This is a genomic window from Halobacteriovorax sp. ZH5_bin.2 (assembly GCF_043196375.1).
In the GTDB taxonomy this organism is placed as follows: domain Bacteria; phylum Bdellovibrionota; class Bacteriovoracia; order Bacteriovoracales; family Bacteriovoracaceae; genus Halobacteriovorax_A.
The window spans coordinates 184765-206988 of sequence record NZ_JBEBMJ010000002.1; the positions used below are offsets into that span (position 1 = coordinate 184765).

A 22224-nucleotide genomic window follows, 5' to 3' on the forward strand; every position below is an offset into this window, starting at 1 on the left:
AGAGGGAAAATTGAAGTTAAATCTTACGCAAATCGCATTATTTTCAGTACTAATTTCAACAAATTCGATGGCCATCAATAAAATTATTTATGGAAGTGACAATCGAGTTGAAGTACATGAATCAAATAAAGAATTTCTAGTTGATAGTGTTGCAGCAATGGTTCCAGCTTACGCTTTTTTAAAAGACGAGAAAGGAAAAGTTGCTGATACAAAGCTTCTAAGATTTCCTACTTTAAAATATCATAGAGGTTACCCTACATGTAATGACATGAGATTTAGAGATCAGCCTACAATCGCAAGCTGTAGCGGATTCTTAATTGGAAAAAATCTTCTAATGACGGCCGGACACTGTATGATCCGTGGCGGAACAGAAGTATCTGACCAAGTGACTTCGGCCTGTAATGATAATAAGTGGGTTTTTAATTACAACTCTACTTCTATAAATAAAGATGGACACTTAGAGATTCAAAAAAGCGAAGTTTATGGATGTAAGCGCGTTGTTGCTGCATCATACACAGGAACTCTTGATTACGCTGTAATCGAACTTGATCGCGAAGCATCTGATAAGAAATCTTTAACACTGAATCATAAAACAAGTGCAACTAAAAAAGGTACAGATATTTATGTAGCAGGTTACCCATCGGGGTTGCCATTAAAGGTTGCAGCAGGTGCAAAAATTGTATCAAATCCAATTTATAGCAAAGAGTTTATAACAGACCTCGACACATTTGGTGGAAACTCAGGCTCAGCTGTTTTTAACAATAAAGATGAAGTCATTGGAATTTTAGTTGCAGGTGATATCGATTATACCTTTGACTTTAAAAGAGGTTGCTATAAAGTAAATGTGTGTAAGAAGCAAGGTGGGAAGTGTGATAGTCAATCATCTCCACTTGGTGGACGAGGTGAAACAGTTACAAAAGTTGCCTCTGCTTACACGGATTACAAATTAAAAGAAGCTCTAGGGCCTTATATCTTTGAAGAAGGCGCTGATAGCGAAGAAGAAGTGGAAGAGATCATTGAAGAATACGAAGAATATTAAAGCAAGAATCACCAAAGAAGAAATCAACTCTTTCGAGATGATTGATTACACGGGCCAGATTTATCTTATTGATACAGAACAAAAGGCCCAAGATATTGCTAAGAGATTTCAAGAATTAAATCAAAAATACATCGTTACTGGCCTTGATACTGAATCAAGGCCATCTTTTAAAAAGACAGATAACTTTCGCATAAGCCTTATTCAAGTTTCATTTGAAGAAGAATGCTTCCTTTTTCGTTTAAATAAGATTCAGTGCCCAGATTACCTAGTGGATTACTTAGAAGACGAGAAGCTTATTAAGACAGGAGTTGCGGTAAAGGACGATTGTCGTGATCTTAAAAAGCAATATCATATCAATGCTAAAGGTGTTGTCGATGTTCAGGATCTCGCTAAGGCCCAAGGCTATATCACTCTTGGCCTGCAATCCCTTACAGGAATTCTTTTAGAGAAGAAGATCTCCAAAAAAGCAAAGCTTACAAATTGGGAAAATAATAAATTAACTGATGCCCAGATTCGTTATGCTGCAACTGACGCCTGGATTTCATTAAAACTTTATCAGGCCTTAGAAACCAAATAAGAATTTCTTTTCATACTCTTTCATCAAAGATTCATGATTTTTGATCATGATAGTTTGTATGAAGGTCCTAAGTATATTGACTATATTGCTCCTCACATCTGGTATATATGCACAGAAATCAAAAAATCAGAGCGGTGCATACCGCATGGATAGCTTTGGAACAACCAATCCATATGAAGAAGCTGCAATTCCTGATGAGCGGAAAATTCGTCAACCTTCCTCTGAAGAAATCTATAAATACAAGTATGAATTGGAACAAAATCCCAAGTGGCAGGATATCGAAGAGAATTGTGGGGATCGATGCATCTATCCAGACTCTCGTGGTAAATAATTTCAGCAACTTAAACTAGGTAAATTATTTCCTAAATAAATTGTAACTCATTCATTCTATAATTTAACCAGAATGAATGCTGTTAAGTGCGCAATTATATTAACTTACCTTGGGCTTACTCTCACCTCTTGTTCAGGAGGAGCAGAGGGTGCATCAGGAATTCAGGCAGCTCCTGTTGGACAGGCAGCGCCTACTGCTATCTCAACTGCACAAGCAGTGATTACAGGCGTTCTACCTCAAAATTCACCGGCCATATCTTGGACCAATCCAGCAAGCTTAGATCATATTGAATATGCTCTTGGGACTTCAGCAGGTGGCACAGAGCATACGGCCTGGACGGATATTGGAGTTGTCACAAATTACACTCACACAGGCCTTATCGGACTCACTGAATGTCAAGCTTACTACCCTTCTGTACGCGCAGTAAGTGCGACAGCGCAAATCTCAACAACACTAACAAGCACGAGTTTTTACTGGGACAACACTTCCCCTGCAGGTTTAGGCGTACCAGATGTCTCTGCAGATGATGCCACGGCAGGCTCATCAACGACAACAACCTGGGCGGCAGCAACAGATAATTGTGTTCTTGATCACTATGAAATAGCTATTGGCACAAGTGCAGGAGCAACAGATGTACAAACTTGGATCGATATTGGAAACGTCACATCTTATAAAATTCAAGATGGCGTAAATGGCGCAAGCTTCACTCTTACAGAAGCAACAAATTATTACATAACTTTAAAGGCCGTTGATGAGGCCGGCTTTGAAGTAATTCAAAACTCGGGAGCATTCCAGGTTTTTAACCCGGCCACGTCTTTACCAAATATGGTAGCGCGTTTAGATGCGAGTGATCTTAGTTCAATCTTAGATAGCGGAGGCCTTGATGCTTCAAATGGTGCCTTCAATGGTTCGGTTGAAGACTGGCTTGATACATCAGCAAGTGCCAACACTCATCACTTCTACCAAAACGGTGCAGCTCCAACATTTGATTCTTTTGATAATCACGTTGTCTTTAATGGAACAAGTCAATATCTAACAGTTGCAAACCATGCTGAGTTAAATACGGCCACTACTGATCAGAGAAATATAACGGCCTCTTTTGAAACCTCCGCTGATGTGACAAATCTACAGATCATTTACGAAGAAGGCGGCGCTAGCCGTGGAATGAATATTTATATCCAAGGCGGAAACCTCTACTGTGGCTTTTGGAATATTAATAACGACGGCGATGGAAGCCAGCCTTTTACCTCAGTGAGTGCACCTGTTTCAATAAATACCATTTACCACGTAACATGGGTATTTGATTACACCAATTACGCTGGAGCAGCTGGGCCTGACGGAGACCTCACTTGCTATGTCAACGGAAGTTCTATCGGATCAACAGTCTCAACCTCCCTTTTATATGCCCACTCAGGCGCTATCTCTCTTGGTTCATATCTTGGTGATAGCTACACTCATACAGGATCTCTTAGTGGAAATGGCGGCTATTTCAACGGCGATGTCATGGAGCTAATGCTCTTTAACGACCCGCCAGATGCGGCAACTGTGAACACAATTCATACATATCTTGAAGATAAGTGGAACTAGGCTAGCTCAAATCATAATCATCTGATATAAATCCCTCATGAATTTAAGTGTTTTTGATATCTACTCAATTGGAATTGGGCCAAGTAGCTCCCACACAGTTGGACCTATGAGGGCCGCTAAAGAATTTATGGATAAGCTTGTTTCGATGGGCCTTTATGAAGAGACTAATATTGTCTCGACTGCACTCTATGGCTCCCTTGCTCTCACAGGAAAAGGACATGGTACAGACAAGGCAGTTATCCTAGGTCTTAGTGGCCACACACCAGAAGATATCTGCCCTGATCAAATTGATCGTATCCTAGATTCTGCACATGACCAACAAAAGCTCACTTTTTTTGAAGGCAAAGAAAACGCAAAGACTATTTCATATATTCCACGTGAACATATCTTATTTCACCGCAAGCAAACGCTAGACTTCCATTCAAATGGAATGTGCTTTCAAGCAATCGATAAAGATGGCAAAGAGTTATTTAAGAAAGTCTATTTTTCAATCGGAGGTGGCTTTATTGTTGCTGAAGGTGAGAATAATGACGGCGATATCTTTTCTCAGCACACTAGTAAGGTAAAGTACCCATTCACTTGTGGCGATGAACTTTTAGCCACGGCCAATGAAAGTGGTATTTCAATTTGTGAGCTGATTAAGACAAACGAAACAACATGGCGAAGTGAAGAAGAAATAAACAGCGGCCTACAAGCTATTTGGCAAGCAATGGACAATTGTATAAGTAGGGGCCTAAAAGCAGAAGGTCAACTCCCAGGTGGCCTAAAAGTTAATAAGCGCGCAAAAAAATTACACGAAGCTCTTTTAAAGAAAGACTGTGAAAAGAATCTTGATCCTCTAGCAATTATGGATTGGGTAAATCTTTTTGCTATATCAGTAAACGAAGAAAATGCATCTGGTGGAAAAGTTGTGACGGCACCAACAAATGGTGCAGCAGGAATCATTCCTGCAGTTATCAAATACTATCTAAAGTTTGTAAAAGACGCTTCAATTGATAAGGTTGTCGACTTCCTCTTAGTCGCAGGCTGTGTTGGAATTCTTTATAAGAAGAATGCATCAATTTCAGGTGCCGAAGTTGGTTGCCAAGGTGAAGTTGGCGTTGCTTGTTCAATGGCCGCAGCAGGACTTGCACAAGTTCTAGGCGGAACAAACGAACAAATTGAAAACGCTGCTGAAATTGCAATGGAGCACAACTTGGGACTTACTTGTGATCCTATTGGTGGCCTTGTGCAAATTCCATGTATTGAGCGAAATGCCATGGGTGCCGTAAAAGCAATCAATGCGGCCAGAATGGCCATGCGTGGAGATGGCAGTCATTTTGTGAGCCTTGATAAAGTTATCAAAACCATGAAAGAAACTGGCGCCGATATGCAAACGAAGTACAAGGAAACAAGTCGCGGAGGACTCGCTGTCAACGTCACTGAGTGTTAATTCAGCTAGTTAGACAGGTTACTTCTTTCACACGTCAAGATAAACACTTTCATTTTAGTGACTCACATCATACAAAGACCTACTTTTACATAAAAAATTTGGGAGAGAGTCATGAAAAAGATCTTAATTCCTCTAATGCTACTTACTCTATTTACAGGTTGTAAGGAAGTTAAAGAGGCCATCAAAATGCCACAAAAAATGGATAAACTTGGTGAGACGACTGATGGTATGAGTGATACAACATCACAGCTATACTCACAGCTTCGTTCGGCACAGTCTTCAGTTGAAAGACGTGATGCTTTCGCACTTATCCTTAATGATAATATAGAAATGGGTCAAAAACTTACAAATGCAGCAAAATTCTTTATGGCATTTGAGTACAACCTTTATACAGGAATTAAGCCTTACGATAATTTAGAAATTCGTGACATGCTTTTCTATGATGCAGTTGAAGAATTTTACAAGAATATGGCCTCTGTTTATGAAACAGATATCAAGGGTGAATTCAACGTTAAAAAAGCAATGAAGAAAGGTAAGATGACTCCAATTCACACTGGAAAGTGGTCACTTAAAAAACGTAACTATGAGCAATCGTTCTATGCTGTAGCTGCGGCCCTTCACAAGGTTCACCACCGTCAAACATTCAATGCAAAAAACAATGGTTTTGCAGAAATGTCGATGTACACACTTATGAAAGATGCACTGATTAAAGACTCTCAAGGTGCAACTCTGAGTAAGTCTGAAGAGTATATCGTTGCAGGACACAACCGTGAAATTTCAATTGCTCTTTTAAAAGCGCGTATTGATATCATCCTTGCACTAGCAATTAACGACTCAATGGATGCAGACGAAGCATCATTTTGGCCAGGACTTCTTCACGTTGTTTCAGGTGGAAAACTAGGAAAGCTTGAACTTCCTTCAACGTTTGAAACTTCAAATGCAGCGACTATGCACGAAGCAAACAAGAAGATTGAAGAAGCACTAAAGTGTTATGACTTCCTACTATCAATTGGTGTTAAGCATGAGATTGATAGCAAAGTTAAAAATATTTTTGATAATGTCGACCTACCAGAGCTAGACAATATCCAAGCACAAAATGATAATATTCAAGAGTACAGAGAATATATTCAACAAATTCAAAAAATAGATTAATTCAAATATAAGAAAAGGCCTCATTTGAGGCCTTTTTTATTTCTTAAAATAATTTAAAAAATCTTGAGGAGCCTTGGCAAGCTTGCGCTCTTCATAGTCAAAGAAAACGAGGCCATTTTTAGCGTAAGCGATAAGACGATCGCCACATGTGAACTTATAAAGAAGGTCATAGCCGTATTCACTAATATCTTCGACAAACATTTCAACTTCTAAAACATCCCCATGGAAAGCTTCTCCGCGATACATGTAAGCGGCGTCAGCTTGAATAAGAGATTTACCAAAGCAATTAAGCTCATCATGGCCAAGGGACTTTAGAAAGCGCAGACGCCCTTCATGACAAAGTGTTGCCACAGCATCATTGCCCATATGATTTCCATAGTTGACGAAGTTAATAGTTAGCTCGATTTTTGTTTTAAAATCAGCTTCTCTTTGAGGTGTCGATAGTTTTATACGTGCCATGGATAAATTTTAACGAATTAAACTTACTCACACAAGATATAAGAATTCATTATTGAGCAGAAGAAATATTAAGGCCCTTCTTCTTATATAGAAACTTTACTAGCAGCTCATGACGATTATTAACAACCATAGCTTTAATAAGAATATCATCATTGAGCCATCTAAAGTCTCGATCAAGAGGCATCCCTTTATCATAATAAGCTAAAAAATCTTCTGGACGATTTTTGATAAAAACAAAGGCATAGACAGGTTTGGCCATATGAAAGTAAGACAACAGCTGTTGCGTATTTGCAGAAGAATAGCGGATATACCTAAGCATCGAAAGGCAGAAGAAGGAAATAATTAGAGATAAACAACAGATCATAAAACTTCTTTCAAACCATTTCTTAAATGAGGTTTTCGGAAATAGTAACTCACCAAAAAGTTCTTCAGATTCATTAGAGAAACGATGTTGATAAATCAATAAAGAAGCAACAAGGATGAAGCTTATATTTGGAACATAGGGAATATAATCAAATAGGATTATTAATATTAAAATCGTTAGTAAGATGAAAAAAAATAGCGAAAATAGAGTAATTAATTTTAGAAGGCCCTGTAGAGAATATAACTCTCCAATTGCTAAGTTACGCCTGTAAAACCCCCATTGAGTCTTCATAAAACCTCTCACAAGTAAGATTTTATCGCTACTCAACAAATGTTCTAAATACACCTAGTTATCGTAGTTCTGATCATTTTTAAAGGAAGAATATGACCTATTTAGTGGCCATATCCATATCAGCTATTTATTATAGATTAGACAACAGGAATCTACGAACTAACAATTTCATTAAAGATATACTCCTTCGCATACTTAAGTAGTTCCTCGTTTTCAAGTACATGATTGGACCATGCATGAAAGCCATGTGAAAACTCTTTGAAAGTCACATTCACTCCTTCTCTAAGTAACTTCTCATAGAACATTAAGCTATCATCATAGAGAACATCATACTTAGCAGCATAGATATAAGTCTTTGGTAATGTATCAAGTTCATCGCTATAGAGTGGAAAAATTGCAGGATCCTGCATATGAACTTCTCTATTGGAAATTGCGTAATCCAAAAGCTTTAAGAGCATTGATTTTGATAATCCACTCTCTTCCCCACTTTCGTATCTATTAGCAGAGGCCGTCTCAAAGTCACTTTGATAGTGACCTGTTAGAAGATGAAGATCAGTAATTTCAAAGCTCTTATCACCCAGGTGATTATTGGCCAGGCTAAGTAAAGTCGCAAGGTTTGCACCAGCAGAGACACCTGTTAGCGTGAAAGTCTTAACACCTTTTAGATGAAGATCATTTAAAAGAGCTAGGCACCAATTCGTAATCTCAGGAATGCTAGACTCTGGAGATAATGGGTAATCTGGGCAGATGATATATGCAGACTCATTATGCTCGTTAAAGAGTGCTTGGCAGAATTGAGCACTAGTATACTCATGACCTGTTACATAGCCACCAGAGTGAAGGTGAATGATACAGTGAGACTTAGGCTCCCCCCATACTAAGCAAGTCTGATTATTGAGCTTTTGAACAGAGCATTTAACAAGGGCCTTATACTCACCTTCAATAAGATCCATCGCCCTTCTAAGCTCATCAAGAGTGATTCGAGAAAAGCGTTTTATACCAACATCAAAGAATGACTGCATTGATGAAAGTCGCTTCTTATGAATGAATTCAGTAATTGATTTAGACAATGTGTAACCCATTACATTTACACGGAAAAGTATTTATTAAATAAAGTATATAAATAAAATTCCGATAGTTAAAATTAGTAAAACTATATTCGTTATTTTAATAAAATAAAGGTAACAAGGCCAATGAAAGCATTCTCTTTAATTGTTCTAATCTCTATATTTATGGCCTCATATAGTTATGGTTATATCATTGTCGATAGTGAAATCCAGACACAAACGCCTACTTACGATACACAAGCAGAACTCTTCAAAGTTGATGATGATGGAATGGGCCCAGTCATCCCAAAAGAAATTGAACAAAGTCGATTTCCGGCAAGTATTCCAGCTGAAGATGAAAACGGTCATATTCAAGATAGTGATGAGAAATATAAGAGACCTTACAAGTAAAAAAACTATCAAACAATATCCACAATAATTACATAAAAAATCCAAAGTACAGTTTCATAATCAAACGAAAGAGCTTTTAAAGCTATAACACAAAAAAGAGGTAAGATATGAAACTAATTCCCATGACATTAATTGTTGTCCTACTGACTACGCCTGCGTTTGCACGCAAAGATAAGCAGAAGAAAATGTCTGAGAAATCAGAAACTCATCGAATGATGAAAAAAGATAAGAAAACAAAGATGAAGCAACATAGAGATCGTATGCCAGCTTCTAAAGAAGGTAAGAAAGGTGTCTCATTAACTGACACTCACTTTCTCATATACGAATAAGAGTATTTTGATAGAGAGGAAAGAGGTTTAAGATGAAAGTCCTCACATATATCTTGATTACATTAACTCTCCTTGCATTCAGTATGGAGGTTTACGGTGAGCGCTATACGGCCATTATAGATGAAAATGACCCATCCGTTCAGAGGCTAATTCACGGTGAAGAGGAACGAGCAAGTCAAGAACGTAACCAGTCACGTGAAGAAAAAATGGAAGAGGAGAAGATGGAGCGAACACCAGCTTCACAAGATCAGGCCCAAGAGCAAGATGAATATAGAGTGAATGAGTACATGGAAAGACATGCCAGACCTCCTCTATTTGATCGTAAGTATAAATAAGATATTGAATTTATTTCGATATCTTATTTTTTACAATTATGTTGTACACAATATAATTTTGTAATATATAATACTCATATAAACTAATCTCGGGAGATTATGTATGAGCATCTATGATTATAAAGCAGTCGATATTAGAGGTAATGAAAGGTCTCTTTCTGAATTTAAAGGAAAGAGTCTCCTTATTGTAAATACTGCTAGTAAGTGTGGGTTTACTCCACAATATGAAGGTCTACAAAAGCTTTATGATAAATATCAAGGCAAATTAGAAATATTGGCCTTTCCATGTAATCAGTTTGGAAAACAAGAGCCTGGAAGTTCAGAAGATATTCAATCATTTTGTGATCTAACATTTAAAACGTCATTTCCACTTTTTGAAAAAATTGATGTTAATGGAGATACCACTCACCCTCTTTACCAATATCTTAAAGACAAGTTGCCTGGGCTACTTGGCAGCAAGAAAATCAAATGGAATTTCACAAAATTTCTCATTGATAGCGAAGGTAAACCTGTTAAGAGATATGCACCAATTGATAAGCCTGAAAGCTTAGAAAAAGATATTGAAAAGAGTTTTAAATAATGAGTGATGAGCTTCTATTAATCGATAATCAAGTATGTTTTAGTCTCTACAGACTTAGTAAGTTAATTACAAGCCAGTATAGGCCATATCTTGATGAGATTAACCTCACCTACCCACAATACCTTGTCATGCTTGCCCTATGGGAGACAGACAAAGTGAATATGTCTCAACTCGGTGAAAAACTTTCTCTTGATAATGGAACTTTAACTCCTTTAATTAAGCGCCTTATTGAAAAAGGTATGGTTGAGAAGAAACGTTGTCTTGAAGATGAAAGAATTGTCTATATCACAACCACGACTAGTGGAAAGAAGTTAAAGAAAAAAGCAAAAACAATTCCGCAAAAGCTACTTTGTTCAAATAATGTTGATCTTAAAGAGATTCAAAAATTAAAAGCTGAAGCAGATAAAATTTATAATCAATGGAGTACACATGAAAAATGAAGAAATTATAAAAGCACTAAATTGGCGTTACGCTACAAAGATTTTTGATAAAACGAAAAAGATATCAGATGAAGACCTACACGTTTTAAATGAGTCTTTAAGACTTGCGGCCAGTTCATTTGGATTACAGCCTTGGAAATTTATTTTAGTAAATGACCAGGCAACACGCGAAAAACTAAGAGAACATTCTTGGGGACAATCTCAAGTGACAGACGCTTCTCACTACGTCGTTCTAGCTTACCTAACAGAACTTGATGAAGAGTACGTTGAGAAATTTGTGCAATCAATTGCTGAGCAAAGAAATGTAGAACGTGAGAGCTTACAGGGCTATTTTGACGTAATGAAAGGAGCGCTTATTGATGGGCCACGCTCAAAAACTATCCCAGAATGGTCGCAACGCCAAACATATATCGCCATGGGGCAACTTTTAATGACAGCGGCAATTCAAGGCATTGATACATGTGCAATCGAAGGGATCGTTCCTGAAGAGTACGACAAAATTCTAGGATTAGAAGGTACAAAGTACAAAACTCTTGGAACAGTAGCTCTTGGTTACAGATCAGATGAAGATAAGTACAAGGACCTTGAAAAAGTACGCTTTAGTTTCGATGAAGTATTTAAAGTAATCTAAAATATTAATAGGCGGTCAATTTTATTGGCCGCTTTTTTATGTTATGGTGACAGTATGATTGTCATTCCTATTCTTTTATTTTTTATTCTCTTATTTGGTTACTTCTTCTATAAGCATTACTCTCATAAACTAAGAAGAAATCTTCAGAAAAAGAAATATGAGCAAAACAGATTATTGTGGAATGATTTTCTTACATCGCAGGCTTCTCTATTTAGTGAGCTTACGACGCCAGACAAAGATAAGTTATTAAATTCGATCTTAGTTTTCTACAGTGAGAAAAATTGGCACGAATCAATCGAAGAAGAGCAACGTATTCTGACTTCATACTATGCGTGCCTACCTATCTTTAAAAGGAGAACAAATTACTATCCAAGCATAAAGTTCATCGATAAGACGTGGCCATTTGAAAAATGGTTGAAGTTCAATGAGAAGCAATTTGAAATTGATTTTGGAAAGCTGGCCCTAAAAGAGATGAATGGTGATTTTTCTAAACTCTCTTTGATGTACTTTGAAAGGGCACAAGAGCTTGAGAATTCAAAACCTATAGTCTACGAAAACCTTAACAAGTTTTACCGCTTAAGAGACTAGTAAAAGTCAGCATCATTTGAACTATAAGGGTGTATTCTCTTATAATCTTCACCCTGCTCAATATGGGCCTTTATATTAATCAAGTTCCACTTGAAGGTATTGGTAACACTTCTCTTTGTTATGAAGTTAAAGATTTGTTCCCAAAAGAAGAACTCAAATTTAGAGGGTGGACTCTCAAGTTCAAGACGCCTAATGTAGCCAGAACGAAAAGTTAGAGACGTCTTATTTTCGTCAAGCTTCTTATAAAATTGCTCCACAAGAAACTCTCCCTTCTCATCGTAATTCATGAAATCCATAAACTCATTGAAGTTATAGGCCCTAATTTGCTTATAGTACTCTCCATCAGACTTCGTGACTTTTGTGGTCGTCTCATCCCAAAAAGTACCATTTTCACTTTCTCTTCGATAACAGCGACGAGTGAAGCCAATATCACTTTCTTTTAAATTTGCATTCCATGGGCAATCAGATATCGGGCAAGAAACAATCTTGTAGAAATAAGTCGACCACTGGCGGGCATTTTCATTTTTGGAATTATAGTCCCATACAATATCAATTGGAGCGTTGATCTCAACTGTAAACTCAGCGTATTCAGAAGGCCTCGTGTACTCACCAGCCCCTGCTGTAAAAGAAAGTGCCACTAGCACCAACGTTAATAAAACTCTCACCAATAAAGCTTAAGCGACAATGATACAATGGGTCAATATCCAGCAAGATTTTTCATTGCCAATTAATTTCTAAGTGATTAATATATCTAAAGAATTCAAGTGATTTCAATGTGCCTAGGTGGTGAAATTGGTAAACACGCACGGTTGAGGGCCGTGTGCCGCAAGGCTTGCTGGTTCAAGTCCAGTTCTAGGCACCATTTCAAAAAGAAATTCCAAATATCATATTTTAATAGATAACTTGCTTAGTTAAAAGCAAGTCGTAGGCGTGCTGGTTTTGGAGGCGTCAATTGCCACGATGGCAAATTGATGCCGAACAAATTCGAGGGATCAGGAGATCCCGAAGAACAAGTCCAGTTCTAGGCACCATTTCAAAAACAAATTCCAAATATCATATTTTAATAGATAACTTGCTTAGTTAAAAGCAAGCCGTAGGCGTGCTGGTTTAGCGCCAGGATGGCGTGTATGCCGACGGAGGCAGGAGCCGAGAGTCGGCCAAGTCCGATGCGTACTTGCCAACTAACCGAAAGCCGCACCTTCGACCTGTTTTTCTCTACAACCAATACGTAACAATTCCAGCAATAATTGAAGTTAAAACTCCAGCTAGTGCCATCGATAAAGAGGAAACACCACCGCTTGTTTCTGACTTTTGAAATGCACTAACAGTTCCAAGAGCGTGAGCACAAGTTCCCATTGCGGTTCCAACTGCTCTTTCATTACGGATATGAAAAAAATGAAGTAGCTTCCATGAGAAAGAACTACCTAGAATCCCGGTAATGATAACAACTGCAATCGTTATCGAAGGATCTCCATGAAGTTGCTTAGATACTTCAATCGCTATAGGAGTTGTAACTGACTTAGGAATAACAGACATAATGCTTTTAAATGAAGCTCCAAAAATCCAAGCAATAACACCTGCTGAAATCATGCTGACAAGTGATCCAATAAAAATAATGAAACAAAGTTTTCTTCTATGGCCTTTTAATTTCTGGGCCTCTTTATACATTGGAACGCCAAGAGCAACAGTAAATGGCCCTAAAAGAAAAGAGTATAATGAGCATCCTTTTTCATAATCTTCGTATGAAATATTGAAAAGTTGGATGACGGCAAAAATCAAAATTGATGGAACAATTAAAAGATTTAACCAAGCATAACGCTTTCTAAGTTTAAAAACGATACAATAACAAATGAAAGTCAGCCCAAGCGAAAAAAAGGTTAAAGAAGTAATATTTGAAAAAATATTCATTTCTCCCCCTTTTTATCTACAAGGAGATACTCCCCTAATATTCCTGTAACTAGTGATACGATCAAGTAGCTAATCAAAACAGAAATTAGTAAGGCCACTCCATCACTTTTTAACTGACCTGATATTTTAGGCAAAACAACCAGTAAAGGGATAAAAAGCAGAGTCATGTGCTTAACCATAAATTGCGCCGTATTATCTACTAATTTAAGCGGAATAACTTTGAAAATGAGAGCAAAAAAGATCAAAAGTAACCCCAATACCGCAGAAGGAATTGGAACACCAAGATGATTTAGTAAAACGCCAAAGTAATAAAATAAAGTGATGAGAATAAGACCTAAAATAACAACTACCTTAAAACTATAAACGAGTTTGATACTCCTCCGTGTCTTGAAGCAAGTCAATAGAAAAACGGCCAATCCGTTTCTAGGCACCATTTCCAAAAAAATTCAATGTGCTAGAGACTTATACTACGGCCGGCCGGTGAATATCTGAATTTTGAAACAGCAATGAGCTATTGCCTCAGAAACAATATCTAGCTCAATAACGTCTTTAGACTTTTCTTTTAGCAGTTCCAATATCATCAAGATAAAATTTTAGACGCTGCTCAATTTCTTCAAGGGCCGCAAGACGAATTTCGATGGCCGTATTACAAGAGCGGCGAGTTTTGATTGATTCAATCCCCTCTTTCGATGGGATATTCATAACGGGTCTTTTTTCTTTTTGTTGCTCTAAAGCTACCTGTTCTTCAAATTCTTCAATTAGCTTATTTAGAGGTGTAGGGGCTTTAGCAGTACGATCTTCTACAGGAAAGTGCTTTGATGCTGGAAACATCACTAGAACATCGTTTTCTGATTTTGTGTTTGATTCAATTTGTTTCATTAATTTCAATTCCTCATAATAAGCATTTATAGCGTTTAATTGTCGTCGCTATTTATAAAGCATAACCTAGGCCAAGATTTTTTGGGATAACCCATGTAAATTTGGAAGGTTACAAAAATTGAACGTCAATTATTTGGTCGGCCAGGGTGTTCGTTAGACAAATTAACCTCACAATATCAAACACTTAGTCGTATTTTATTTAGTCACCAACTTGCGAGATATCATGAGCGTGGTACAATATTGGAGTGAAAAGAATCAACTGTATGCAATGCAAATATTATTTTAGCACTTGGGACAAGGATGCACCTCGCGGATGTCGTAAATTTAATATGAAATCGACAAATATGCCTTATATCCTCGTTCGCCAATCTAGTGGCTCAGATTGCAGCTTCTTTGAACAAAAAGAACATTTGAAGAAGAAAAAGAGTAAATTAGACGATCTTAATGACCCAAGCCTTTGGTAAAATCACCTATATCTTTTTAGTATAATAATTATCCTATAATACTATTTCTAATATAAATAAAAACATCATATATAAGCCTCATCAATCAAGTATGTGAGGTGAAAAATGAAAAAAGAGATTCTATTAACATCATTAATTATGATGAACCCAGTTGCAAATCTTCAGGCCAAGGAAATTACTGAGGTCAGAGCGCAAATGCTATCAAAGTATGAAACATTAGCAAATTTATCATTTGTGTCTAGTGAATCTTTCGACGGTCATTATTGGACTTATAATCAAGATCTTAATGATGCAACAAAACACTATCGCAAATTCAAATGGAGAATCGAAATTAGAGACAACAGTGATGAGACAATGACTCATACTGAAGATGAATTAAAAATGGAATACTTTTTAGTATTGAACAAAGAATTTGAAGACGGACACATTGAAAGTTCTGAAAATGAATATCGTGTTGATCGTTTAACTGACAAAGTTTTTAAACTTTACAACTGTGATTCAACACTTAATTGCCAAAGCGAGCACGCAAACACTGAGATGATTCTTGAAAATATTGGAGACCAAAAAATTCTTTTAATTAAGAATCTTCAATATGTATTCTCACAATTTGAATATAAAGATGTGTTCTTTGTGCAAGTTAATAAGAACAAATAAAAGAATGAATTCCAAAGAAATATTAGAATATTTACAAACTCCCCTTGATCAAAATCAAGGGGGTGTTTTTAAAGAAGTAATTCGAGAAATCGAACAGCTCGAGCTTCGTTTAATAAAAACGCCTACGGCAAACTGGCCAAAGCTTGCGCACTCACGCCTACTCTCTTCCAATACAGCATCAAAGCGCCTGGACAACAGTTTGGAGCGATGGGATAAGGCCAACCAATTTATCAGTAGTGAAATTCAAAATGAATCTCAATTGAGTTTTGATATCATCCAAAAAATTAATTCTATCTTAAATGCAAAGAATGTAGAAACGAGAACATCACCAATTTTTGGTGGTGGTATTGAATTTATCAAACCGCAATACTTAGAAGAGGCCAAGAACAACTTTATCAACCTTATCTTAGAAAATAATGAAATGTGCTTTTACGAAAAGGCCTTTCACCTCTATCAATGGATCGTAAGTCTTCATTTCTTTGAAAATGGAAATGGAAGATGTGCAAGACTTTGCGCTGACTATATACTCATGCAAAACGGAAAACTCCCAATATGCTTCCAATCGAGTGCACGCTCCCATGTAGCGCAAATGCTTGAAGATAGAAAGGTAAACAAAGAAGAGAAATATCTAAGTTTCTTAAAAGCGATTAAACGAAGTTATGAAATCGTCTTAGACCTGTGAATCTGGAAGCTCTATACCTTGTTCATAATAGGTTGGGCCAGCTTCTTTAATCATTCCACCACCAAGACACACTTCCTCACCTTCCAAGTTGGTATAGAAAACGATTGATTGGCGTTTGGCAATTGCACGTTGAGGAATATCAAAATCAACTCTAATAAAGTCATCAGAGACTTCAGTGATTGTACATTCTTGATCTTTTTGACGGTAGCGAATCTTTGCCTTTAGCTTCATTCCCACTTCAGGCTTAAATTCCTCATCAACCCATGACAGATCTGTGGCCGTTAGGTAGTCAGCGTATAAAGCACCATGTTTTTCACCGCGCTCTACGATAACAACATTTCTTTCAGTGTCTTTACCTACAACAAACCAAGGCTCACCTGGCCCCCCAAGGCCAAGACCCTTTCTTTGGCCAATCGTATAGAAGGCACTACCGCTATGGCGGCCTACTTTAGTTCCATCAAGAAGTTCAAAGTCCCCTTCTTTGATATGGATATAATTTGATAAGAAGTTTTTGAAATTTCTCTCACCAATAAAACAGATTCCTGTTGAATCTTTTTTATCGTGAGTAATTAGATCGTACTTCTTTGCAATTTCTCTAACTTCAGGCTTTTCAATTGCACCAACTGGAAAGAGTACCTTATCAAGTACTTTTGATTTGATTGTATATAAGAAATAAGTTTGATCCTTATTATTATCAATGCCTTTGATAAGCTTTGATTTTCCATCGATTTTCTTTGTCTGGCAGTAGTGCCCTGTCGCTAGATAATCTGCACCAAGCTCCATGGCCTTATTAAAGAAGACCTTAAATTTGATTTCACGATTACAAAGAATATCTGGATTTGGAGTAAAACCTTGTTCGTACTCTTCTAGAAAATTTGCAAAGACGTTATCACGGTACTCTTTAACAAAGTCTACCGAGTAGTATGGGATATCAAGCTTTTCGCAAACAGCAATAACATCTTCAAATTCTAGTGATGCCTTACAATTACCATTCTCGTCTTCTTCTTCCCAATTTTTCATGAACATGCCAATGACGTTGTAGCCCTGCTCTTTTAATAAAGCAGCACACACTGAAGAATCCACTCCTCCGCTCATTCCGACAATGACTGTTTTTCCGTTACCTACATTTTCCATGTGCCTTATTTAGCACATTTACGCACTAGAGGTCTAGTGCCCATGAAGCAATGGACATGGCAATATTATTGGTGGCGTGATGTAAAGTCTTAATATTGAGTGAGTTCACATGGTCCGCAGGTGTGTGGATGCGAGTTGCATTTGAATCACTCTCCCAATTTTGGGTAAAGACAACACTAGGGATATTAAACTTCTGAAATGACGTATTATCACCATAGACAAAATCATAAGGACTTACCTTGAAGTCCACTCGGAAAGTTCCTTCAGAAGACTTGGTATAGAACCTTTGGGCGATAGACTTTTCGGCCTTATGAAGGCCAGAGCTTGCAGGAGAATAATAGAGCTTCATATTTCCAAGCTTCTGTTCCTTATCTTGAGTCATTGTATCGTAACCAAGCATAACAAGTTCAACATAAGAATAGATGCGAATTCCTTTCTCTAGATTAAGATTCTTTACATAATCATATGAACCTAAGAAGCCATTTTCACCATAATCAAAGAAGACCACGCGAACAGTTTTTTCAAGATCAAGTTCTGCAAGGATATTAATTAAACTTAAGGCAGCAACAACCCCTGAAGCATTATTATCGGCACCAGGCTGGCGTCCTTTGTTTACGACCTTAAAATTCTTTAAGTCATAAGCTGCCGTATCGTAATGAGCACCAATAATAATGACCTCATTTGGATTCTTTATCCCCTTCTTTTCCCAGACGATATTGTAACCATTTGTGGACTTAAGCCCATCGACTTGCTGAATTCTCTCATTAGTAAGCCTTTGCCACTTCTTTAAATTAGCGGCACTCAATTTATCTTTTGATGCGGCCAGGTCCTTCCTAAAGAGTTCTTTCGCATACTCAATATCTGGAACAAACTTTACTGTTTTAAGAGAAGTATTATTTTTTCGTACATTACTTTCGATATAACTAACAATATAATCCTGTGCCGTTTTGTGTCCACTAGTACCTACAAAACGATTCGGCCTTGTTTCCTTAACAAAACTATTAATAAGAGTTTCAATGTCTTTTTCAGAATTCTTTGAAACTGCATAATAAAGAGAGCGTAATTTCTTTGGCGATCTTTTACTTTTAGAAAGTTTATATGTGTCTTTAAAATTTTTAAATTCTTTAGCTGTCACAGAAAGTGACATTGATAATGCGATAATTAAATACTTCATTTAAAACCCTAATTCTCTTTTCTTTGGACGAGATTGTGCTTCTTCGTTAGCTTCTTTTTGTTTCTTATTTAGTGGTAGACGGTAGAATTCACCTTCGATGAATTGCCCTGTTTGAAAAATTCTTGCGTGTCCTATAACCTTAGCACTCGGCCCATTCTTTGTTAGGAAAGTGAAATGATCACCTCTAAAATGGATACCTGAGGACTTATCATCAAGATCGAAATAAATATTGCCATTATTTAAGATAAAAAGATTCCCTTTATAAACATCACCTGATGAACTAATACGACAGAAGCACTCTACTGGTTTTGAAGTGTCCACAACTTCGTAATTCACAAAGTGATTTCCAACAATACGCTCAAATGTTAATTCTTTTGCCTTTGCGACGTAGATAAAACCACGAGACATATTAATTGATACAACTTTACTATCAGGGGCCTTAGGCTTGTTATCGAAAGTCTTATACTGAGTTTGTCCCAAATAATATTGATGCTGGCCTTTATGTTCGCCGACAACACTATCATCATCGTGAAGATAAATTGTATTTTCTTTTATAAAGCTTGGTGCAATATAGCGATCAGTTAATTCTATAATCTCTTCGCTTGCATAAGCCTTGGCCCTTAAACTGGCCTTCCTATCATGTTCGGTCCGACTAATAGTTTTGGAATCAACATGCTGTCCGATTTTATCAACCTCAGAGGTCTTCAAATCAGCTAAGGGCAAAATTAAATGCGACATTAATTCATCATTAGCTTCGATCAATAAGTGACAGTCATTCTTAATAGGATCATTTGGGGCACTTAAAACAAAGCGATTTTGAACAGGGGTTACCTTACAGTAATGCCCGGTTGCGATTTTTGTCGCTTTTAGAGCAGCAAGCTTTGAGTAGAGGGTTTCCAAAACAAGTGTGGCCTTATCAATTGTTGGGTTGACCCAAACACCTGCAACACGGCCTTCAAGTAATTTTGAAATAACTCGTTCCTCAAAAGCGCTTGATGCACTTGTCACATAAAATGGAATACCAATTAAGCGACAAATATCGCGAATTCTTTCTTCTGATTCACTGGCCCATGGTGCAAAAATATTATTTATTTTTTTTAGCCACGTGATTTTCTCATAGTGTCTGAAGGCCTCAAGTTGCTCTTCATCACCACGTAACTCCTCTGGTAATTGTCCCTCTGGAGTTAATTTCGCTTTAAATTGCTCGGCGAGTGATTCGTCTTCACTTGTTATTCGCTCAAAAAATGAGATATTTACGCCAATACATTCATGTCCCTGCTTTTTTAAAAGCAGTGCGGTAACGGCCGAGTCAATACCGCCATCCATTCCGACGATAATCCTCTCTTTCTTCATTTCTTTTTTAGCGAATTGCATAATTAAATTATAAGTGATTTTGAAAATTTAAACAGGGTAAATTTAATTTTATCGATAACTTTATCCCACTAAAAGCCTCATATATTCATTGACATAACTCAACGCAAAATCAGATAATATTCATTCACGACGCAATAACACACGAGGACACAACACAGATTATGAAAACGAGTAAGGGTAATAGTAAAAGAAGCAAGAAGCTAAAATTTATTGATATCTTTTCAGGTGCAGGAGGATTCTCTTGTGGACTTGAGATGGCAGGCTTTGAATGTGTCATGGGAATTGACTTTAACAAGCATGCTATGGACACATTTGCACTTAATCACAAGAAAGCTTTCCCGTATTGTGGTGATATCTCAAAATTAACGAATAAGAAGATTAAAGAAGTTCTTGGTGATACTGAAGTAAACCTAGTTGTTGGAGGTCCTCCATGCCAAGGTTTTTCGACAGTTGGCCCAGGTAACCCTGATGATATTAGAAATAAGTTATTTCTTGAGTTCGTAAGAGTCGTTAAGCTCACAAATCCTGAATTTGTCGTTATTGAAAACGTAACTGGTCTTCTTGCAAAGAAGAATGAGTCCACTCTAAAAGCAATCTTTAAGAAATTTAACTCTCTAGGTTACAATTTAGATGTAAAAGTAATGAGTTCTCAAAATTATGGTGTACCAGAAAAGAGACGCCGTACAATTTTCATTGGTAGCCGTATCAACGAGAAAGTTGAATTTCCAAAAATTACACACGATACAATTATTGCAAAAACTTTCCGTCCACCAGTAACTGTAGGTGAGGCCCTAAGTGATATCGAAACAAAGAATGGTGAAATTTTAAATCACGACCTTGATAGTGCAAAAATTAAATCTAAACTAGATCTAAAGCGTATTAAACGTATTCCAGAAGGAAAAGGTATTCGTTACGAAAAAGATGAAAAGATGTACCTTACCCCGTCTTTAAAACTAGGTGTCGACTGGAAGACAATGCGTGAAGGTCGTTTTAGACAAACAAAGTACCAGAGACTTGATTCAAAGAGTGTATCGCCAACAATCATGACTCACCGTCATAGCTACTACCACCCTACAGAGCATCGCTATCTTACTCAAAGGGAAGCAGCAAAGATTCAAAGTTTTCCAAATCACTTTGAATTCTGTGGACCAATCTCTGCTCAATGGAGACAAATCGGTAATGCTGTTCCACCACTTATGGGTAAGGCAATCGGTAGTGCAATTAAGAAAATGCACAATGCATACCTAAAAACAGCTGTAGACGGAAAAGTAAAAAAGAAAACAAAAGTTAAGTCTATAATTGATGATGTCCGAGGAGGAGCATTTGTCTATCGCTAGAATCTCGACATTATTATTACTTCTACTAACCCTTTCTTGTGCAAGTCATACAGAGTCAGTAAATCTTGAGACAACAAGTTGTCACACAAAGAGAGCGGCCATCGACCTTGGCTCAGGATCGACTAAATTAGTAGTTGGTCTAGTTGATACATGTCGTGGCATGGTAGAAGGAATTCTTTTTGAGGCACAAAGAGCTGTTCCTCTCAAAGATCAACTACAAGCATCAGATGACAATGAATTTAATGAAGAAATGCAAAATCGTCTAAGAGATGTTTTTGATGAATTCAAATACCTCGCTAAGAGTGAAGGAGCAAATGATATTAGGGCCGTGGCCACATCTGCATTTCGTACAGCGGACAATGGTGGTGACGTAGCTGATCTATTAAAAGAGCAAACAGGTGTTGACCTTGAAATTATCTCTCAAGAACAAGAGGCCAAGTTTGCATATTCAGCAGCACTTTCAAAACTTAAGTCTATGAATGTTTCCCAAACACCACCTATTGCAATTTGGGATATTGGTGGTGGAAGTATGCAAATCACAAAGCCAGTTGATGAAAAAGGTGAAAAGACACAAGTTGCACTTCTGAAAGTAGCATCTGTGACTTTTAAAAACCTAGTTCTTAAAGAGTTTTATCCAAAAGGAACAAAGACACCAAACCCATTAAAAGAAGAGCGTGCCCTTAAGGCCATGGACCTTGCAAGAGTTACAGCAAAAGATCAACTGACTGACTTTGGAAACTTAAAAGATTATCAAGTTTATGGTGTTGGTGGCGTTCACTACTTCAGTATCGGTGGACAATTCAAAAAAGCAAATCGTGTCTACAACCAATCAACACTACTAGCAAAGCTTCTTGAAAGAGCAAAGCTAACTGACAAAGAGATTAACAGCAAGTATGCATCAACAGATGTGACAAATATGGCACTTGTTCTAGGCTTCATGCAGACACTTAAAGTTGATGAAGTTAAGCCTATCAAAGTTAATATGGCCCATGGGCTTCTTATCAATCCAGCTTTCTGGAATTAATT

Annotated in this window: 28 protein-coding genes and 1 tRNA gene; 19 read left to right on the forward strand and 10 right to left on the reverse strand. The window is 37.3% G+C overall.

Going from position 1 to position 22224, the window contains the following annotated elements; all coding sequences use genetic code 11:
* The first annotated feature begins 10 nt into the window (after positions 1 to 10).
* The 6 genes from ABMA76_RS06100 to ABMA76_RS06125 all read left to right on the forward strand — a co-directional run bounded on the left by ABMA76_RS06100 (position 11) and on the right by ABMA76_RS06125 (position 6118).
* Entirely contained in the window at positions 11 to 1039 is a 1029-nt protein-coding gene (locus ABMA76_RS06100) for a trypsin-like serine peptidase (RefSeq protein WP_392908029.1), read from the forward strand.
* Complete coding sequence (locus ABMA76_RS06105; RefSeq protein WP_392908027.1) at positions 1017 to 1616, forward strand: 3'-5' exonuclease; 600 nt, start codon at positions 1017 to 1019, stop codon at positions 1614 to 1616. Before ABMA76_RS06100 ends, ABMA76_RS06105 begins: the two co-directional genes overlap by 23 nt.
* 58 nt (positions 1617 to 1674) lie before the next feature.
* Positions 1675 to 1947 (forward strand): hypothetical protein, encoded by a 273-nt coding sequence (locus tag ABMA76_RS06110; RefSeq protein ID WP_392908025.1) that lies wholly within the window; start codon positions 1675 to 1677, stop codon positions 1945 to 1947.
* Positions 1948 to 2019: 72 nt separating this feature from the next.
* Positions 2020 to 3534 carry a hypothetical protein gene (locus ABMA76_RS06115; RefSeq protein ID WP_392908023.1) on the forward strand — a complete coding sequence of 505 codons (1515 nt, stop codon included), beginning with the start codon at positions 2020 to 2022 and terminating at the stop codon, positions 3532 to 3534.
* Positions 3535 to 3571: 37 nt separating this feature from the next.
* Positions 3572 to 4966 carry an L-serine ammonia-lyase gene (locus tag ABMA76_RS06120; RefSeq protein WP_392908021.1) on the forward strand — a complete coding sequence of 465 codons (1395 nt, stop codon included), beginning with the start codon at positions 3572 to 3574 and terminating at the stop codon, positions 4964 to 4966.
* A 111-nt stretch (positions 4967 to 5077) separates the two neighbouring features.
* Positions 5078 to 6118 carry a hypothetical protein gene (locus ABMA76_RS06125; RefSeq protein ID WP_392908019.1) on the forward strand — a complete coding sequence of 347 codons (1041 nt, stop codon included), beginning with the start codon at positions 5078 to 5080 and terminating at the stop codon, positions 6116 to 6118.
* A 36-nt stretch (positions 6119 to 6154) separates the two neighbouring features.
* Here ABMA76_RS06125 and ABMA76_RS06130 read toward each other — a convergent pair whose 3' ends face one another.
* From ABMA76_RS06130 to ABMA76_RS06140, 3 genes are all read right to left on the reverse strand, one after another.
* A complete protein-coding gene (locus ABMA76_RS06130) occupies positions 6155 to 6577 on the reverse strand; it encodes a thioesterase family protein (protein ID WP_392908017.1) in 423 nt (140 codons plus the stop codon).
* A gap of 49 nt (positions 6578 to 6626) precedes the next feature.
* Positions 6627 to 7232 carry a hypothetical protein gene (locus tag ABMA76_RS06135; protein WP_392908015.1) on the reverse strand — a complete coding sequence of 202 codons (606 nt, stop codon included), beginning with the start codon at positions 7230 to 7232 and terminating at the stop codon, positions 6627 to 6629.
* A 152-nt stretch (positions 7233 to 7384) separates the two neighbouring features.
* On the reverse strand, positions 7385 to 8302 hold the full coding sequence (locus tag ABMA76_RS06140; RefSeq protein ID WP_392908012.1) for an alpha/beta hydrolase fold domain-containing protein: 918 nt from the start codon (positions 8300 to 8302) through the stop codon (positions 7385 to 7387).
* Between the two features lie 123 nt (positions 8303 to 8425).
* Here ABMA76_RS06140 and ABMA76_RS06145 point away from each other — a divergent pair, with 123 nt between their 5' ends.
* The 7 genes from ABMA76_RS06145 (at position 8426) to ABMA76_RS06175 (ending at position 11592) form a co-directional block, all read left to right on the forward strand.
* Entirely contained in the window at positions 8426 to 8689 is a 264-nt protein-coding gene (locus tag ABMA76_RS06145) for a hypothetical protein (protein WP_392908010.1), read from the forward strand.
* A 107-nt stretch (positions 8690 to 8796) separates the two neighbouring features.
* On the forward strand, positions 8797 to 9018 hold the full coding sequence (locus ABMA76_RS06150) for a hypothetical protein (RefSeq protein WP_392908007.1): 222 nt from the start codon (positions 8797 to 8799) through the stop codon (positions 9016 to 9018).
* Between the two features lie 32 nt (positions 9019 to 9050).
* Positions 9051 to 9353 carry a hypothetical protein gene (locus ABMA76_RS06155; protein ID WP_392908005.1) on the forward strand — a complete coding sequence of 101 codons (303 nt, stop codon included), beginning with the start codon at positions 9051 to 9053 and terminating at the stop codon, positions 9351 to 9353.
* Between the two features lie 103 nt (positions 9354 to 9456).
* Positions 9457 to 9933 carry a glutathione peroxidase gene (locus ABMA76_RS06160; protein ID WP_392908004.1) on the forward strand — a complete coding sequence of 159 codons (477 nt, stop codon included), beginning with the start codon at positions 9457 to 9459 and terminating at the stop codon, positions 9931 to 9933.
* Positions 9933 to 10373, forward strand: a complete 441-nt coding sequence (locus tag ABMA76_RS06165; protein ID WP_392908002.1) for a MarR family winged helix-turn-helix transcriptional regulator — start codon at positions 9933 to 9935, stop codon at positions 10371 to 10373. The genes ABMA76_RS06160 and ABMA76_RS06165 overlap by 1 nt, the downstream gene beginning before the upstream one ends.
* On the forward strand, positions 10363 to 11004 hold the full coding sequence (locus ABMA76_RS06170; protein WP_392907999.1) for an NAD(P)H-dependent oxidoreductase: 642 nt from the start codon (positions 10363 to 10365) through the stop codon (positions 11002 to 11004). The genes ABMA76_RS06165 and ABMA76_RS06170 overlap by 11 nt, the downstream gene beginning before the upstream one ends.
* 54 nt (positions 11005 to 11058) lie before the next feature.
* Positions 11059 to 11592, forward strand: a complete 534-nt coding sequence (locus ABMA76_RS06175; protein ID WP_392907996.1) for a zinc-dependent peptidase — start codon at positions 11059 to 11061, stop codon at positions 11590 to 11592.
* Here the strand turns inward: ABMA76_RS06175 and ABMA76_RS06180 are convergent.
* Positions 11589 to 12257 (reverse strand): hypothetical protein, encoded by a 669-nt coding sequence (locus ABMA76_RS06180; RefSeq protein ID WP_392907993.1) that lies wholly within the window; start codon positions 12255 to 12257, stop codon positions 11589 to 11591. The two genes, ABMA76_RS06175 and ABMA76_RS06180, sit on opposite strands and share 4 nt — an antisense overlap.
* Before the next feature lie 112 nt (positions 12258 to 12369).
* Between ABMA76_RS06180 and ABMA76_RS06185 the strand changes: the two genes are divergently transcribed.
* Positions 12370 to 12454 (forward strand) — tRNA-Leu (locus ABMA76_RS06185).
* A 353-nt stretch (positions 12455 to 12807) separates the two neighbouring features.
* Here ABMA76_RS06185 and ABMA76_RS06190 read toward each other — a convergent pair.
* The 3 genes from ABMA76_RS06190 to ABMA76_RS06200 form a co-directional block, all read right to left on the reverse strand.
* Complete coding sequence (locus ABMA76_RS06190; RefSeq protein WP_392907991.1) at positions 12808 to 13500, reverse strand: LrgB family protein; 693 nt, start codon at positions 13498 to 13500, stop codon at positions 12808 to 12810.
* The gene (locus ABMA76_RS06195; protein ID WP_392907989.1) at positions 13497 to 13916 is read right to left on the reverse strand and encodes a CidA/LrgA family protein; all 420 of its coding nucleotides are present in this window, start codon (positions 13914 to 13916) and stop codon (positions 13497 to 13499) included. The genes ABMA76_RS06190 and ABMA76_RS06195 overlap by 4 nt, the downstream gene beginning before the upstream one ends.
* Before the next feature lie 133 nt (positions 13917 to 14049).
* Positions 14050 to 14379 carry a hypothetical protein gene (locus ABMA76_RS06200; RefSeq protein WP_392907987.1) on the reverse strand — a complete coding sequence of 110 codons (330 nt, stop codon included), beginning with the start codon at positions 14377 to 14379 and terminating at the stop codon, positions 14050 to 14052.
* A gap of 245 nt (positions 14380 to 14624) precedes the next feature.
* Between ABMA76_RS06200 and ABMA76_RS06205 the strand changes: the two genes are divergently transcribed.
* The 3 genes from ABMA76_RS06205 to ABMA76_RS06215 all read left to right on the forward strand — a co-directional run bounded on the left by ABMA76_RS06205 (position 14625) and on the right by ABMA76_RS06215 (position 16179).
* Positions 14625 to 14843, forward strand: a complete 219-nt coding sequence (locus tag ABMA76_RS06205; RefSeq protein WP_199177525.1) for a hypothetical protein — start codon at positions 14625 to 14627, stop codon at positions 14841 to 14843.
* A 105-nt stretch (positions 14844 to 14948) separates the two neighbouring features.
* Entirely contained in the window at positions 14949 to 15497 is a 549-nt protein-coding gene (locus tag ABMA76_RS06210) for a hypothetical protein (protein ID WP_392907984.1), read from the forward strand.
* Between the two features lie 4 nt (positions 15498 to 15501).
* Entirely contained in the window at positions 15502 to 16179 is a 678-nt protein-coding gene (locus tag ABMA76_RS06215) for a Fic family protein (protein ID WP_392907982.1), read from the forward strand.
* Here ABMA76_RS06215 and mnmA read toward each other — a convergent pair.
* Genes mnmA through ABMA76_RS06230 form a run of 3 tightly spaced genes read right to left on the reverse strand, consistent with a single transcriptional unit; the run spans position 16168 to position 19861 of the window.
* A complete protein-coding gene (gene mnmA / locus ABMA76_RS06220) occupies positions 16168 to 17313 on the reverse strand; it encodes a tRNA 2-thiouridine(34) synthase MnmA (RefSeq protein ID WP_392907979.1) in 1146 nt (381 codons plus the stop codon). The genes ABMA76_RS06215 and mnmA overlap by 12 nt on opposite strands.
* Positions 17314 to 17338: 25 nt before the next feature.
* Positions 17339 to 18487: a M28 family metallopeptidase gene (locus ABMA76_RS06225; RefSeq protein ID WP_392907976.1), complete on the reverse strand. Its 1149-nt coding sequence runs from the start codon at positions 18485 to 18487 to the stop codon at positions 17339 to 17341.
* Complete coding sequence (locus ABMA76_RS06230; protein WP_392907974.1) at positions 18488 to 19861, reverse strand: hypothetical protein; 1374 nt, start codon at positions 19859 to 19861, stop codon at positions 18488 to 18490.
* 161 nt (positions 19862 to 20022) lie between these two features.
* Between ABMA76_RS06230 and ABMA76_RS06235 the strand changes: the two genes are divergently transcribed.
* Positions 20023 to 21198: a DNA cytosine methyltransferase gene (locus ABMA76_RS06235; RefSeq protein WP_392907972.1), complete on the forward strand. Its 1176-nt coding sequence runs from the start codon at positions 20023 to 20025 to the stop codon at positions 21196 to 21198.
* A complete protein-coding gene (locus tag ABMA76_RS06240; protein WP_392907970.1) occupies positions 21185 to 22222 on the forward strand; it encodes a Ppx/GppA phosphatase family protein in 1038 nt (345 codons plus the stop codon). Before ABMA76_RS06235 ends, ABMA76_RS06240 begins: the two co-directional genes overlap by 14 nt.
* The last annotated feature ends 2 nt before the right edge of the window (positions 22223 to 22224 follow it).

Excerpts from the sequence above, each read along its gene's own strand:
- ABMA76_RS06110 (WP_392908025.1), top strand. The coding sequence starts at position 1,675 with ATGAAGGTCCTAAGTATATTGACTATATTGCTCCTCACATCTGGTATA.
- ABMA76_RS06115 (WP_392908023.1), top strand. The coding sequence starts at position 2,020 with ATGAATGCTGTTAAGTGCGCAATTATATTAACTTACCTTGGGCTTACT.
- ABMA76_RS06120 (WP_392908021.1), top strand. The coding sequence starts at position 3,572 with ATGAATTTAAGTGTTTTTGATATCTACTCAATTGGAATTGGGCCAAGT.
- ABMA76_RS06125 (WP_392908019.1), top strand. The coding sequence starts at position 5,078 with ATGAAAAAGATCTTAATTCCTCTAATGCTACTTACTCTATTTACAGGT.
- ABMA76_RS06130 (WP_392908017.1), bottom strand. The coding sequence starts at position 6,577 with ATGGCACGTATAAAACTATCGACACCTCAAAGAGAAGCTGATTTTAAA.
- ABMA76_RS06135 (WP_392908015.1), bottom strand. The coding sequence starts at position 7,232 with ATGAAGACTCAATGGGGGTTTTACAGGCGTAACTTAGCAATTGGAGAG.
- ABMA76_RS06145 (WP_392908010.1), top strand. The coding sequence starts at position 8,426 with ATGAAAGCATTCTCTTTAATTGTTCTAATCTCTATATTTATGGCCTCA.
- ABMA76_RS06150 (WP_392908007.1), top strand. The coding sequence starts at position 8,797 with ATGAAACTAATTCCCATGACATTAATTGTTGTCCTACTGACTACGCCT.
- ABMA76_RS06155 (WP_392908005.1), top strand. The coding sequence starts at position 9,051 with ATGAAAGTCCTCACATATATCTTGATTACATTAACTCTCCTTGCATTC.
- ABMA76_RS06160 (WP_392908004.1), top strand. The coding sequence starts at position 9,457 with ATGAGCATCTATGATTATAAAGCAGTCGATATTAGAGGTAATGAAAGG.
- ABMA76_RS06165 (WP_392908002.1), top strand. The coding sequence starts at position 9,933 with ATGAGTGATGAGCTTCTATTAATCGATAATCAAGTATGTTTTAGTCTC.
- ABMA76_RS06170 (WP_392907999.1), top strand. The coding sequence starts at position 10,363 with ATGAAAAATGAAGAAATTATAAAAGCACTAAATTGGCGTTACGCTACA.
- ABMA76_RS06175 (WP_392907996.1), top strand. The coding sequence starts at position 11,059 with ATGATTGTCATTCCTATTCTTTTATTTTTTATTCTCTTATTTGGTTAC.
- ABMA76_RS06190 (WP_392907991.1), bottom strand. The coding sequence starts at position 13,500 with ATGAATATTTTTTCAAATATTACTTCTTTAACCTTTTTTTCGCTTGGG.
- ABMA76_RS06200 (WP_392907987.1), bottom strand. The coding sequence starts at position 14,379 with ATGAAACAAATTGAATCAAACACAAAATCAGAAAACGATGTTCTAGTG.
- ABMA76_RS06210 (WP_392907984.1), top strand. The coding sequence starts at position 14,949 with ATGAAAAAAGAGATTCTATTAACATCATTAATTATGATGAACCCAGTT.
- ABMA76_RS06215 (WP_392907982.1), top strand. The coding sequence starts at position 15,502 with ATGAATTCCAAAGAAATATTAGAATATTTACAAACTCCCCTTGATCAA.
- mnmA (WP_392907979.1), bottom strand. The coding sequence starts at position 17,313 with ATGGAAAATGTAGGTAACGGAAAAACAGTCATTGTCGGAATGAGCGGA.
- ABMA76_RS06225 (WP_392907976.1), bottom strand. The coding sequence starts at position 18,487 with ATGAAGTATTTAATTATCGCATTATCAATGTCACTTTCTGTGACAGCT.
- ABMA76_RS06230 (WP_392907974.1), bottom strand. The coding sequence starts at position 19,861 with ATGCAATTCGCTAAAAAAGAAATGAAGAAAGAGAGGATTATCGTCGGA.
- ABMA76_RS06235 (WP_392907972.1), top strand. The coding sequence starts at position 20,023 with ATGAAAACGAGTAAGGGTAATAGTAAAAGAAGCAAGAAGCTAAAATTT.